The following is a 13,219-nucleotide window of genomic DNA, read 5'->3' as shown; positions in this document are numbered from 1 at the left end:
TGTATTAAATTTAATATACATCTATTGATTTTTATTCTTAGTAAGACTATAATTTCTAATAACAATATAATATAAAAATAAATGAAGGTGAAATATAGATGAATAATACAATAGAAATAATTAAAAATCATAGATCAATAAGACAATACTTAGATAAAGATATACCAGATGAAATTATTGATGAAATAATAATGTCAGCTCAAGCTATGCCAAACTCAATAAATGGTCAGCAAACAACTATAATCGTAGTTAAGGACAAAGCTAAACGAGAAAAATTAGCAGAGCTTACTGGAAATCAACCACATGTTGCAGAAGCCCCAGTTTTTCTTGTTTTTCTAATTGATTTCTATAGGACATACCTTGCTGCCAAAAAAAATCATGTTGAACAAGTAGTTCATGAATATGTTGAAGGCACTGAAGTTGGATCAGTCGATGCTGGAATAGCTTTAGGTGCAGCTACAATTGCTGCTGAATCACTTGGACTTGGTGTAGTTCCAATAGGAGGTATTAGAAAGAATCCAGAAAAAGTTATTGAGCTTTTAGAACTTCCAAAATATACTTTTCCAGTAGTTGGATTAGTAGTTGGTTATCCAGCTGACAAATCGCACAAAAAACCAAGAATTCCTTTTAATAGTTATAGACATATTGATAAATACGATAAAAAAATTGTTGAATCTTCAATTGATTCTTATGATGATCAAATGGCTTCATACTTAAAAGATATCGGAAGATATGATAAAGAAAAAAATTGGAGTTCTCAAACATCTGGATATTACAAATTGAATTATTACCCAAAAGTTAAAGCTATTATGGAAAGGCAAGGGTTTACTAATAAATAATATTAATTTATAACAGTTGGTTGATTGTATAATTCATAAAAAAGAATTTACCAATCAGCCAATTTCTGAAAGGAGAATTTAATATGAGTGATTTATTTACACCTTATGAACTAAAGAGCCTCAAATTAAAAAACAGAATAGTTATGCCACCTATGTGTCAATATTCAGTAGAAAATAAAGATGGAATTGCTACTGATTGGCATTACATACATTATGTAAGCCGAGCTATAGGCGGAACTGGTTTAATAATCATTGAAATGACTGATGTAGAACCTGATGGCCGTATTACCGATTATGATTTAGGACTATGGTCAGATGATCAAATACCTGGCATTAAGAGAATTGTAGATGAATGCCACAAATATGGAGCTAAAGTTGCTATACAGATAGCCCATGCCGGGCGTAAAGCTGAAGATGCTAAAGTTCCTGTTGCTCCATCTCCAATTCCTTTTGATAATAAATCAAAGACTCCACATGAACTTACAACTGATGAAATTAAAAAAATCATAGAAAAATTTCGTCTATCAGTAAGACGTGCTGTAAAAGCTGGAGTAGACGCTATTGAAATTCATGGAGCTCATGGATATTTAATACATGAATTTCAATCTCCATTAACTAATAAGAGAACTGATGAATATGGACAAGATTTGTATAAATTCGGTAAAGAGGTCGTTGAAGTATCTAAAAGTGAAATGCCTAATGATATGCCATTAATTATGCGTATATCAGCAAAAGAATATGTTGATGGTGGTTATGGAATTAACGAAAGTATTCTATTTTCTAAAGAATATAAAAATGCTGGTGTTGATATATTTCATGTAAGTTCAGGTGGAGAAGGTCCAATTGGATCTTCTGGAAAACCTGGAACACATGCTGCATATCAAGTTCCGCTAGCTCGAAAAATTAAAGAAGCTTTAAATGTTCCTGTTATTGCAGTTGGAAAATTAGGTGATCCTGAGCTTGCTAATTCAATTATAGGAAATGATGATGCTGATCTTGTAGCAATTGGAAGGGATATGCTTAGAAATCCATATTGGGCATTGGAAGCCTCTATTAAATTAAATAAGGAAATTCTTATTCCTAGCCAATACAAAAGAGGATTTCCTAGAATAATTGAAAATAAATAATTAGATATGTCCTAAAACATTTTGTTTTAGGACATATTATTTTTCTTTAAATTATAAAATTCTATATTAATAAGTATATTTAAACTTTAAATTTATAAAAATATTGTCATTTTCCCTCACATAAATAAGTTTCATGCATAATATAACTATTGAATAAGCAACAAATATGAGAGGAAAAATTTTATGTACAGACACGAAGAATGCATGCATAAATTTGATGAATATGCTCGTGCATATATATTACCACAAAAATATGAAGATTTATTTTCTTGCAAAGAGGGATTTACTAAAGGAACAATTTTTAAAGTTCTCTATGACCCTTATGTAAAAAGTAAACTTAGTGAATGTTAATTTGAGAGGTGATATGTATGTGTAAAATGAATGACTTATTAAATAGTATACAAGTTTATCAATTTTGTGCTATTGACCTTAACTTATTCTTAGACAATTACCCTGATAATACAAATGCCAAGGAAGATTATTGCAGAGTATCAGCAAAATTAAAAGAGTTAATTAGTCAATATGAAAAAGAATATGGACCATTAACTAACTTTGGATCAAGCTATATTGAAAATCCGGAAAAATGGATTAATACACCTTGGCCTTGGGAGAATATGTATAAGGAGGATAAGTAGGTTATGTGGTATTACGTGAAAACATTAGAGCATCCAATAAATTTAAAATGTAAAGATCTTAATATGGCAAAGTATTTAATTACTCAATATGGTGGTCCTGATGGTGAATTAGGTGCTGCACTTAGATATTTAGATCAAAGATATACAATGCCAACAAATAAATCCAAAGGATTATTAACCGATATAGGCACTGAAGAAATGGCCCATGTTGAGATGATAGCAACTATGGTATATCAGCTAATGGAAAATGCAACTGTAGAAGAACTTAAAAAAGCTGGCCTTGGCGGTCAATATGCAGATCATAGAAAAGCATTATTTTATACTGATGCTACCGGCAATCCATGGACCGCAACTTATATTCAAGCTAAAGGTGATGTAATTGCAGATTTACATGAAGATATGGCTGCTGAACAGAAAGCCAGAGCTACTTATGAAAATTTAATCAATTTAACTGATGAACAAGATATAAAAGATGTGTTAAAATTCTTAAGGGAACGTGAGGTTGTCCATTATCAAAGATTTGGCGAAGCTTTAATGGATGTTCAAGATCATGTTTGTAAAAAATAACATCCTATTTTATTTCATATAAATATTATAAAAAATAATTAATATAAGTAAAATATAAAAGAACTTTAATACTATTAAAGTTCTCAGTTTGTAGACAAAAGAGGGTAAATGAAATTTGCATTTACCCCTTTTGCTATTATTAATAGAATTTTTTCTATATTTTTCATTAAATTGGTCAATAAATTGTCCGAACCGGTAGGCAATAATCCATTCCGATCCAGCCATGTGGCTAATTTTTTTAAATTCATGCATGCAAATAAGAGGTTAAGCTCCATCTTAACCTTTTTTATTCCACGATATTGTGTATATCTCATACCATGCTTTTCTTTTGCATCCGCAAATACACGTTCAATTGTTTGACTTCGTAACATATAGATTTCTTTCATACCTTTTATATGTCTTATATCTTCTACTTGCTCCATGTATTCTTCCCAAACATGCCTGCATATTACTTTTACATGATTTTTACTTTGAGTACATTGATTAAGAAATGGACAATTAGCGCAAGTCTTTTTGTTACTTTTATATTCTTTATAACCGTCTCTATTAGTTGTAGAATATTTTAATATTTGGTTATTAGGGCAAATATAACAATCATAGTATTCATCATAAGCATAGTCATATTTTTTGAAGAATCCTTGTTTAGTCATAGGGCGTTTATAAGGCATTATTGGTGTCTTTCCATCATCAATTATTTGCTTCGCAATCGCAGGGATCTTATATCCCGAATCTACAACAATACCATTCACATTGCTATGTTCTTTCTTAACTTTTTCATATATTCCCCAAAATGAAACTGAATCATGGACATTCCCAGGTGTCAATTCAAAGCCTAAAATATAGTTATTCTTATCGCAAGCTGTGTTAGCAGTATATGCAAATACTTTTTTATGTTCACCTTTATGAAATAATCCACTTTCAGGATCGGTAGTGCTTACTTTAATGTTTTTTTTTAATTCTTCTGAAGTTTCTTTTTCTTTAAGTGGTTTTTTATTATGTAATTCTCTGTCTTTATTAATTTCTTCTTTCAATGATTTTTCATATACTCTTGCAGATTCTTCAATAACTTCATTTCTATATTTATGAGTATTAGCATTAGCTTTTATATGTGTTCCATCTATAAAGATATTCTCATCATCAATAAAACCGTATTTATTAACTTCGCACAATATTCTTGCAAAGATAGTTTCAAATAAATCGGAATCTTTAAATCTTCTTGAATAGTTTTTACTAAATGTTGAGAAATGAGGTAATTGTTCATGCATGTTATATCCCAAATACCAACGATATGCAAAATTAACCTCAATTTCTTTAAGTGTTTGTCTCATTGAACGGATACCAAAAAGATATTGAATCATTACTATTTTTATCAAAACTACTGGATCAATGCTTTCGCGCCCGTAAGGCTTGTATAGATCTTTTACTTCATCGTAAATAAAACTTAAATCTATTGCTGCATCTATTTTTCTAACTAAATGATTTTTAGGAACAAGATCATCTAAACTTAACATTTCAATTTGTGTTCTATCTGCTTTCTTTTTAATTCCCATCATAATGAAACACCACCTTACTTTTACTATCATATTTTAACATAAAAATAAACAACTAACTTCATTTTGAAGTTAGTTGTCAACACTCTGAAATATAAAAGAACTTTAATACTATTAAAGTTCTTTTATATTTATATTTCTATCCATTAATTATTTTTTTTATATAATCTGTATTCGCATAACTCATTTTAGAACTTTCCAGCCAATGCTTTGAGCATCCACATTCATCTAAAATTACACATTGTGGTATAAAACCCATTCTAATAGCTTTCCACCCTCCAGAAATTAAATTTAAGACACATGCAACTCCAATAATTCCAATTTCACCATTATTATTATCTTTCAATTTAAGAAATGAGCTTTCATGAGATACTACATATGTAGAATAATGAAGTGCTTTCCCTAGGTCATTTATAATATTTACATTACAATTTTTTGAACAACACTTGCATACAAACCCCTTTTCACTTTTTATACCTAAGCATTTTGATTTATTTTGCCTCATACAAGATGGTAAAAAAACTATCTTTTCTCTGGTTTTTAAAAACCTATTTTTATAAATATCATTCATTATTTTACTACAGACCATATTAAAATAATACTGTAATTTGCTTTTACCACAATATATAATATTCTCTTTGTATTTATGATCTCTTTTATATTTTTTTAAATACAAGTCTACATTAGCCACATATTTGCTTAGTATATCTTCAGAAATACTATATAAATTATCTATACAAAAATTGCTTAATATCATAAATTCTGATATATCTTCATCTTTTAATTCAACAAAAAATAAATGCCATCTTTTTATTCTAATACCTTCTTCTTTAAAGTCTCCAGAAGCTTCAAGCCACTTAATTAGATATTCCATATCTTTTATAGATACTTCTTTATTTATTTTCTTAGACTTTAAAAGTATTTTCGTATTCAATATTCCTCTTATCTTGTCTACTTTTATTTTTAATATTTCATTTTTTCGCATACTATTTAAAATAGTAAAAATATAATTGAGCTTATATTTAAAGGCTCTAGCATTATCTATGTATTCATTAACAAGAACTCCTATTAAAACAATTTCTATTAAATATTCTTCTCTAGATCGTAGTTTTTCAATCTCATTGCTTTCTATAAACATCATAAATTCATTTATAAGTTTACTACATTTCTGCAAAACTTTATTCATAAATAAATCCTTTGCAGCTTTACTATCTTTATAATAATCAATTGAGCTTTTATTATCCAATTTCAATGAATATGTTTTAAATGACATACATATCCCCCTTTTAATATGTGTGTGGCTAAACCAATATTTAATTATATATGTATGCTTTTAAATTTTAATTTTTTATTAAAATAAATCACCTTAAAAAATATAGGTGATTTAAAAGTTTAAAATATTTTTATTTATAGCATTTTCAATTTCTTTCAAAACATATGTTTCTCTATATATCCAGTTTGGAATATTTGATATATTATCTTCTATAATTAATTTATTTTGCAAAATTGCTTCCTCTATATTTATCCAAACTGGTTTAAATTCTAATTCTTTTTCATAATCATCAAGTTTCTGTTCCTTTTGTACATCAGAAACTTCCACAATATAATAATAAGATATCATTTTAAATAATTTATTGTGATGAAACCTGTCTTTACTTTTTTCTGTTACTATTCCTATAATATCTTTTACGTCCGAACAAACATACCCTGTTTCTTCTTCTACTTCTCTTTTTAATGCCTCTAATTTTTCTTCATATTTTTTCACTCCACCTCCTGGAAATTTATAATCTTTATTTTTAGAATTTACCATTAATATTTTATTATTTTTAATTATTACCGCTCTTACTGCTTCTCTAAAATTCACTTTACCTATGGATTCATTTACTTTTTCTATTTCAATTATTTTATCAAATACCATAAACTATGCTCCCTTAAATAAAATATCAAGTTTTAATATTATCTTATAATATTAATTATACTTCAATTTATACTTTATATACAATAAAATAGGTTTATAAGATAAATCTATCTTATAAACCTTATGGTAATCTTATGAAATGCATTTGATTAAATATAATAAATTTTGAATTATTTGTACTGTGTTTACTATACATAGTCATTTTTATATTAATCTATCTTTTATTATTTAGTTGTGTGCGGAACTAAATAATAATTTTAATAACATATTTGAATAGTGTGGATATTTAAATATATTATTATTTTAAGATATATTTTTTTATAATATATTAATTGTGTGCAAAATTAATTATCATCTAAAAATTATAAATCTTGGAGCATTATATATATTTAACATTATTATAAAAGGAGTCTTTTATACTTACTATAAGGCTATGCGATGAGTTATTGCCTTTTAGTATATTTTTTATAGTATATTCTTTTATTTCATCATATTTATCAAATATCTTTTTTGCTTCAATCGTATTGTTGTATACCTTCCAATATCCACATAAAAGACACTTTTTTTCTTTGCATTCCATAAAATCTTTAACATCTTCAAATGGTATCCCTAAAAATAATCCTAATTCATGTGGACAATGATATTTATTATATCTATTTTTTAAATTCTTTATGCAATCATCTATAATAAAATTCTCTTTATATCCTAAGTTTATTAAGAATTCCTTATTTTCTTTTATATTTAGATTTTTGTCAAGAACATGTCTATCGTAAATCATTAATATTATATAGTCCATATTTTCCCTTAATTCAGTATATTCCAAATTAATTTCATTAATGAAATTTGTTCCAAATTTAACCCAACTATTATATAATCTATGATTACTTTTCTTTACAGTTATTGTAACTGCTGGCTTGACACCTGCAATAATTAAGGAAGTATTATATAAGAGATAATTTTCTATATATTCATCATCTTCCATTGAATTTAACTTATTATAAAAATCTAGATATTTCATTATGCCACATCACTTTCAAATTATAAATTAGCTACTTTTTTACCAAACTCTATACATTCTTCTTCTCTGTCATCTGGCTCATTTTGTATTATTAACGGTTCTTCATTTATTATGCAGCCATTACCTTCCATTCTTTCTTGCCAATCTCTCATCCATTGGCCATCACCCCATCCGTAAGAGCCAAATAGAGCTACCTTTTTACCAGAGATTTTACTTGAAATTTCCTCTATGAATGGTTCAAATTCTCCTTCCTCTAACACCTCATCTCCCATAGCTGAACATCCCAATATTAAAATTTCTTCTTTCAATACCTCTTCCACATTAGCTTCTGAAACCGAAATCATTTCAGCTTCTTTGCCAGCTTCTTCAATTCCTCTTTTTATAAGTTCAGCCATCTTTTCTGTGTTACCTGTTCCTGACCAATAGACTATTTTCATATTTCCATCCCCTTATCAATTATTTTTGAAAATCATTATCAATTAGTATATTAAATTATATTGATAATGTTGTCAAGTCTTATATAAAAAATTTTTATATAATTAAAATCACTAAAATATTCTTATAAAATCAATGGCAACAGGATTTGCTTTCCTGTTGCCATTAATCTTATTTTTCCTTATCAAGTTTTTTATTAAATGCAAATATTGCAAATGATGCAAGAAATATAATAACATATCCTACTACACTTACCCAATCTGGTAATACGCCAAAAAGTATTAAACTAATTAAAGCTGAGAAGATAATATTTGTATAATCAAATATTGATATCTCTTTTGCCGGAGCAAATTTATACGCTAGTGTAATTCCAAATTGCCCTAAACTTGCAAATACACCCGCTAATAATAAATAAGCTAGTTGTTGAATACTCATTGGTTTATATACTCCTAACATAAGCGGAAGCGTAACCATGCTTGAAAAGAACGAAAAATAAAATACTATAGTGTTCGGTTTCTCTTTATTTCCCAAACCTCTTACACAAGTATATGCACCTGCTGCACTTATTCCGCCTAAAAGTCCAATTAATGCCGGTATAGTTTCAAGATTAAAAGATGGTTTTATAATAAATAATGAACCTATAAATGCCCCTGTACATGCCATGCTTACAACAATTCCTTGCTTAGGCTTCATCTTTTCTTTTAAGAATATGGTTGAAAAGATTATTGAAAAGAATGGACTTAATTTATTTAGCATATTTGCGTCAGACAACACTAATTTATCAATAGAATAAAAATTAAATAATATTCCTAATGTTCCAAGTGTTGACCTAAGTATTAAAAGCTTTTGATTTTCTTTCTTCCCAAAAAATGTCCCTTTATTTTTAATAATTATCGATGCTGCAACTGCTACCGAAACTATATTCCTAAAAAAAGTTTTTTGAAGTGATGGTAAATCTCCTGATAATTTAACAAATGCGGACATCATAGCAAATCCAAAAGCTGACATTACAATAAAGAATATACCCTTGCTTCTGTCACTTAAACTATCAAATTTCATATTAATTATCCTTTCATGATATTTCGTTCTGTTAAGTTATATGAACATTGCTCTTCTCAACACTAGAAAATATAATAAGTTTGACTAGAACCAATTATCCCCCTAGAAAAGGAGAGAAGAACAATGAACAAAACTAAAGTAAAATGTCCTCGCTGTCACTCTGACCAACTATATAAGTTTGGTTTGGATAAGCAGGCTAACCAAAAATATCAATGTAAGAACTGCAAACGCCAATTCGCTCCTGACTCTGTCAGCATGCCGAAGAAATCAAAATACCCCACGTGTCCTAAATGTGGTAAATCTACATTCTTACATCATTCTTATAAGCACTATAATCGATATAAATGTGGCAATAAAAAATGTAATCATGTAATTGTACATCATCATAATTTAAATATTGATGATGCATCTAGTGAAAAGCTAACCGGCTCCCTTTCTATGAAAGGAATGCGCTTTCCGTTACATATTATTCTTACAGCATTGACATTATATTTCTTAAATAATACATCAACACGAGCTATTGCACATTTCCTACATACAACAGCAAATATAAAAGTATCCCATGTAACCATAGCGAGTTGGGCTCATAAATTTGCACCATTCTTCAATCTGAAAGCTGATTCCTTTAAAGATCAGTTAAATCTTCAATCTGACGATTGGCACGCTGATGAAACTGTTGTATTTATAAATGGCGAAAAGTATTATCTATGGCTTGCTATAGACTCAGAAACACGCTTCATATTAGCATTTCATCTTACGAAATCACGTAGTGAAGATTCTGCTTTTACTCTAATTAATCAAGCTAAAAAGTTTGGTGAACCTAGTAATTTCATTACTGATAGATTGCCTTCATATAATCAAGCTGTAGCTAAAGTTTTGCCAAATACTAAGCATATTCCTGTAGCACCAATGTCCAGTGATACAAGTAATAATCTTATAGAATCTTTCAATAAAACTTTTAAAGCTTGGTATAAAGCTAAAAAAGGCTTTAATTCATTCGAGAAAGCTAATAACTTAATATCTGTATTTATCTTTCACTATAACTTTATAAGACCTCATGGATCATTAAACAATCATACTCCAGCTGAAGTTGCCGGCTTCGCTAGCGATAGCAAATCTAAACATTCTTGGTTTGTTGCTGCTTAATTTAGTTAATCAATATCTTTGATTAACCTGCAAAAATCCTATTTATTGCAAGCTTGTTTGCCATGCAATAAATTAATCAAACTTATATAATTTTCAAAGAGCGAGTAATTCTACGAAATGTTAAGCTATTTTTTCATAACAACCTAACAGAATCTGATATTTTTTAATTTTAATAAAAGCTGAAAATTAGATATAACCTAATTCTCAGCCATCAAAATAAATTCTATTAACATGCATATATTACCATAGTTATTTTTTTTAGTCAATTTTCATTATTTTATTCTATAAATATCTTTTCTAAAAAATCTTTATCTTTTAAAGTTTGACAGTCTTTTCTATCTATACATATATTAATTAAGTCCTTATCACAATACATTATACTATCTTTTATCTCATTACCAATCCTTTTTAAAAGTTTAATATTAAATTTATCAAACCTATGAACATTACAATATATTTTGTCCAGGTTCATCACATTAAAAATATAATCACAAATATAAAATATTATAGTATAAATCATATCTCTTTCTTTAAAATGTATATCTTGTATGCTATATTCTAAACAACATTCCTTATTTTTTATATCTATATTATTTATATTTATCACACCTATTTTTATATTATTAATATCTATAATCCAATATTTGCACAGTTCATCAGTCATAATTTTATTAAACCATATTCTTTCTTTTTCTAGATTAAGTCGAATTTCTGAGCTATGTTTGTTTAAAAATTTATTATTAATTCGCCACTTTCCCAATAGATACAAATCATCTTCTTTTATTTTGCTTAAAGATATCATATCTTCCTCCTATAACTATCGATCTCACTGCATACCTGTTATGTTTAATAAATGTGGCATCCATTTTTTTATCTATTCAAATTATAATATTAACAATTATTGCTATAAAATATAATATTCCACTTATATTTTATAGTTACTAATATAAAAATTAAATGTGAGAAACATTAATTCAGCTTGTCTCTCACATTTTTATTTTAATTATAGTTATTTTCTTTTTTATATGTAACTAATGCTCTTCTTAAATCTGCTTACTTATTAATTTATAGTCTACACCATATTTATTGAAATCCATCTTATATACATTACATTTTATCTTCTTTGATATATTAATCAATTCATTCACATAATCATCTTCACATTTATATCCAATATATATAGATTTTACATTCATATCTTCATCTTCTATTTTAATTACCTTTTCTATATTTACTTCAATTTCATCTGTTTTATATAACATCCTATACTCATTTTCATATTCCCAAAACTTATTTTTACAACATAAAGATAAATAAAAATAAGAAAATATTTTATAGAATTCTTCTTTATGATTATTTAAATTACTATAATAATCATAAAGTTCTCTAACCATATTTGTTAACTCTTTAGAATTATTATTTCTGAATTGCTCATAAAATACAGGATATATTTTTTCTGTATCATTTATCTCATATTCTACACAATATCCTTTATGATTGTTAGCATAATGTGCCCACATAGGCATATTATCATTTATTGTTGTAAAACATGCTACAAGAATTTTATTTTTAAATGCATTTAAGAATTTATCTATTTCTTTAATATCATAATTTTCTTTTTGTAATTTATCCATGTCTACTGAAAGCATTTCAAATTCAAATGGATCATTAAAGCATCTATAATTAGTAACATAAATTTTGTTTTCCTTTAATGACTCTAATTTTTTTTCATTCTTTTCTATATAATTATTATATCTTTTATCTAATAAAGCATTATATTGGAATAATCTTTTTGGTATATACTCATTCTTATATTTTATTGCGGAATCCAGCCCTTCTTTTTCTACAATATTGTTAAATTGATTAAAATCCATTTTTAATTCCATTTAATACTCCTTATAAATAAAAAATTCATTATCTAATATACTTTTATATCTTTTCCCATCCCGCTTTTAATTTATAACTTTTTTCATCTAGCTATTTAAAAAATCTCCACCATCTATATGTATTGTTTGGCCTGTTATATACGATGCTGAATCTGATGCTAAAAATACATATGCACCTGCACATTCCACTGGCTGCCCTGCCCTTCCCATTGGCGTTGTACTTCCATGTTTAGATGTTTTTATCTCATCAAAACTTGATGGTATAAGAGGTGTCCATATTGGTCCTGGTGCAACAGCATTGACTCTTATCCCAGTCTTTCCCTTTGCTAGAGCTAAAGCCAAACTTCTAGTAAAAGCTACAAGGGCTCCTTTTGTCATTGAATAATCTATTAATATATCATTTCCTTTATATGCCACAACTGATGTTGTATTTATTATACATCCACCACTTTTTAAAACATTCATTGCTGCTTTTGTCATATAAAAAGTCCCATATACATTAGTCTTAAATGTCTTATCAAATTGCTCATCAGGTAATTGTTTTATATCTTTACACTCATATTGTACTGCACTATTATTAATCAATATATCTAGTTTTTTATATTCTTTTATTGTTAAATCAATTACTGAATTACAAAAATCTTTATTTGAAATATCACCTTCTATTAAGGTACATTTTCTTCCTATAGAATCTACTATTTTTTTTGTATCTTCTGCATCTTTCTTTTCATTATAATAAACTATAACTATATCTGCCCCTTGCTTTGCATAAGCAATTGCAACTGCTTTACCTATCCCACTATCTCCACCTGTTATTATGGCTACTTTATCTTTTAGTACTTCACAACAACTATTGTATTTTGGATCATCAAATATAGGCATTGGGTTCATTTCATATTCAAGTCCCGGCTGAATATTTTGCTTTTGCTTTGGAAACGAAGTTGGAAAATTCATATTTAAATACTCCTTTCTATAAACACAATTTTAAATATTATTGTGTTTATTTTTACTTAAATTATTCATATATATAATTAAAAAA

At 27.4% G+C, this 13,219-nt stretch carries 15 protein-coding genes; 6 read left to right on the top strand and 9 right to left on the bottom strand.

Features of this window, described 5'->3' with window-relative positions:
• The first annotated feature begins 98 nt into the window (after positions 1 to 98).
• The 5 genes from BN2920_RS10800 (at position 99) to BN2920_RS10785 (ending at position 3,168) form a co-directional block, all read left to right on the top strand.
• Positions 99 to 839, top strand: coding sequence for an NADPH-dependent oxidoreductase (locus tag BN2920_RS10800; RefSeq protein WP_058295016.1), 741 nt, complete (start codon positions 99 to 101; stop codon positions 837 to 839).
• Positions 840 to 922: 83 nt separating this feature from the next.
• On the top strand, positions 923 to 1,966 hold the full coding sequence (locus BN2920_RS10795) for an NADH:flavin oxidoreductase/NADH oxidase (protein WP_058295015.1): 1,044 nt from the start codon (positions 923 to 925) through the stop codon (positions 1,964 to 1,966).
• Between the two features lie 183 nt (positions 1,967 to 2,149).
• Positions 2,150 to 2,317, top strand: coding sequence for a spore coat associated protein CotJA (locus tag BN2920_RS21005; RefSeq protein ID WP_083498770.1), 168 nt, complete (start codon positions 2,150 to 2,152; stop codon positions 2,315 to 2,317).
• Between the two features lie 17 nt (positions 2,318 to 2,334).
• Entirely contained in the window at positions 2,335 to 2,601 is a 267-nt protein-coding gene (locus BN2920_RS10790; protein ID WP_058295014.1) for a spore coat protein CotJB, read from the top strand.
• Positions 2,602 to 2,604: 3 nt separating this feature from the next.
• Positions 2,605 to 3,168 carry a manganese catalase family protein gene (locus BN2920_RS10785; RefSeq protein ID WP_058295013.1) on the top strand — a complete coding sequence of 188 codons (564 nt, stop codon included), beginning with the start codon at positions 2,605 to 2,607 and terminating at the stop codon, positions 3,166 to 3,168.
• 83 nt (positions 3,169 to 3,251) lie between these two features.
• Here the strand turns inward: BN2920_RS10785 and BN2920_RS10780 are convergent, their stop codons facing one another.
• The 6 genes from BN2920_RS10780 to BN2920_RS10755 all read right to left on the bottom strand — a co-directional run bounded on the left by BN2920_RS10780 (position 3,252) and on the right by BN2920_RS10755 (position 9,148).
• Positions 3,252 to 4,721 carry an IS1182 family transposase gene (locus BN2920_RS10780; RefSeq protein WP_058295012.1) on the bottom strand — a complete coding sequence of 490 codons (1,470 nt, stop codon included), beginning with the start codon at positions 4,719 to 4,721 and terminating at the stop codon, positions 3,252 to 3,254.
• A 136-nt stretch (positions 4,722 to 4,857) separates the two neighbouring features.
• Positions 4,858 to 5,991, bottom strand: coding sequence for a DUF116 domain-containing protein (locus tag BN2920_RS10775; RefSeq protein WP_058295011.1), 1,134 nt, complete (start codon positions 5,989 to 5,991; stop codon positions 4,858 to 4,860).
• A 111-nt stretch (positions 5,992 to 6,102) separates the two neighbouring features.
• Positions 6,103 to 6,636, bottom strand: a complete 534-nt coding sequence (locus BN2920_RS10770) for an NUDIX hydrolase (RefSeq protein WP_058295010.1) — start codon at positions 6,634 to 6,636, stop codon at positions 6,103 to 6,105.
• Between the two features lie 379 nt (positions 6,637 to 7,015).
• A complete protein-coding gene (locus tag BN2920_RS10765) occupies positions 7,016 to 7,654 on the bottom strand; it encodes a DUF3793 family protein (RefSeq protein WP_058295009.1) in 639 nt (212 codons plus the stop codon).
• Between the two features lie 20 nt (positions 7,655 to 7,674).
• Positions 7,675 to 8,091, bottom strand: coding sequence for a flavodoxin (locus BN2920_RS10760; protein ID WP_058295008.1), 417 nt, complete (start codon positions 8,089 to 8,091; stop codon positions 7,675 to 7,677).
• Positions 8,092 to 8,260: 169 nt separating this feature from the next.
• Positions 8,261 to 9,148, bottom strand: a complete 888-nt coding sequence (locus tag BN2920_RS10755) for a DMT family transporter (protein WP_058295007.1) — start codon at positions 9,146 to 9,148, stop codon at positions 8,261 to 8,263.
• A gap of 123 nt (positions 9,149 to 9,271) precedes the next feature.
• On the opposite strand from BN2920_RS10755, the gene BN2920_RS10750 reads away from it, so the two are divergent.
• Positions 9,272 to 10,294, top strand: coding sequence for an IS6 family transposase (locus BN2920_RS10750; RefSeq protein WP_058293044.1), 1,023 nt, complete (start codon positions 9,272 to 9,274; stop codon positions 10,292 to 10,294).
• A gap of 277 nt (positions 10,295 to 10,571) precedes the next feature.
• On the opposite strand, the gene BN2920_RS10745 is transcribed toward BN2920_RS10750, so the two are convergent.
• The 3 genes from BN2920_RS10745 to BN2920_RS10735 all read right to left on the bottom strand — a co-directional run bounded on the left by BN2920_RS10745 (position 10,572) and on the right by BN2920_RS10735 (position 13,134).
• On the bottom strand, positions 10,572 to 11,096 hold the full coding sequence (locus BN2920_RS10745; protein ID WP_058295006.1) for a GNAT family N-acetyltransferase: 525 nt from the start codon (positions 11,094 to 11,096) through the stop codon (positions 10,572 to 10,574).
• Positions 11,097 to 11,337: 241 nt separating this feature from the next.
• Positions 11,338 to 12,180, bottom strand: coding sequence for a DUF2971 domain-containing protein (locus tag BN2920_RS10740; protein WP_058295005.1), 843 nt, complete (start codon positions 12,178 to 12,180; stop codon positions 11,338 to 11,340).
• An 87-nt stretch (positions 12,181 to 12,267) separates the two neighbouring features.
• The gene (locus BN2920_RS10735) at positions 12,268 to 13,134 is read right to left on the bottom strand and encodes an SDR family oxidoreductase (RefSeq protein WP_058295004.1); all 867 of its coding nucleotides are present in this window, start codon (positions 13,132 to 13,134) and stop codon (positions 12,268 to 12,270) included.
• Positions 13,135 to 13,219 lie beyond the last annotated feature (85 nt).

This window comes from Clostridium neonatale (assembly GCF_001458595.1).
Lineage (GTDB): Bacteria > Bacillota > Clostridia > Clostridiales > Clostridiaceae > Clostridium > Clostridium neonatale.
This window is presented reverse-complemented; position numbering and strand designations above follow the sequence as displayed.

Bases quoted from the DNA above. Each gene is read 5' to 3' on its own strand.
- BN2920_RS10795 (WP_058295015.1), top strand. From the start codon at position 923: ATGAGTGATTTATTTACACCTTATGAACTAAAGAGCCTCAAATTAAAA.
- BN2920_RS10740 (WP_058295005.1), bottom strand. From the start codon at position 12,180: ATGGAATTAAAAATGGATTTTAATCAATTTAACAATATTGTAGAAAAA.
- BN2920_RS10755 (WP_058295007.1), bottom strand. From the start codon at position 9,148: ATGAAATTTGATAGTTTAAGTGACAGAAGCAAGGGTATATTCTTTATT.
- BN2920_RS10790 (WP_058295014.1), top strand. From the start codon at position 2,335: ATGTGTAAAATGAATGACTTATTAAATAGTATACAAGTTTATCAATTT.
- BN2920_RS10735 (WP_058295004.1), bottom strand. From the start codon at position 13,134: ATGAATTTTCCAACTTCGTTTCCAAAGCAAAAGCAAAATATTCAGCCG.
- BN2920_RS10780 (WP_058295012.1), bottom strand. From the start codon at position 4,721: ATGATGGGAATTAAAAAGAAAGCAGATAGAACACAAATTGAAATGTTA.
- BN2920_RS10770 (WP_058295010.1), bottom strand. From the start codon at position 6,636: ATGGTATTTGATAAAATAATTGAAATAGAAAAAGTAAATGAATCCATA.
- BN2920_RS10775 (WP_058295011.1), bottom strand. From the start codon at position 5,991: ATGTCATTTAAAACATATTCATTGAAATTGGATAATAAAAGCTCAATT.
- BN2920_RS10745 (WP_058295006.1), bottom strand. From the start codon at position 11,096: ATGATATCTTTAAGCAAAATAAAAGAAGATGATTTGTATCTATTGGGA.
- BN2920_RS10785 (WP_058295013.1), top strand. From the start codon at position 2,605: ATGTGGTATTACGTGAAAACATTAGAGCATCCAATAAATTTAAAATGT.
- BN2920_RS21005 (WP_083498770.1), top strand. From the start codon at position 2,150: ATGTACAGACACGAAGAATGCATGCATAAATTTGATGAATATGCTCGT.
- BN2920_RS10760 (WP_058295008.1), bottom strand. From the start codon at position 8,091: ATGAAAATAGTCTATTGGTCAGGAACAGGTAACACAGAAAAGATGGCT.
- BN2920_RS10750 (WP_058293044.1), top strand. From the start codon at position 9,272: ATGAACAAAACTAAAGTAAAATGTCCTCGCTGTCACTCTGACCAACTA.
- BN2920_RS10765 (WP_058295009.1), bottom strand. From the start codon at position 7,654: ATGAAATATCTAGATTTTTATAATAAGTTAAATTCAATGGAAGATGAT.
- BN2920_RS10800 (WP_058295016.1), top strand. From the start codon at position 99: ATGAATAATACAATAGAAATAATTAAAAATCATAGATCAATAAGACAA.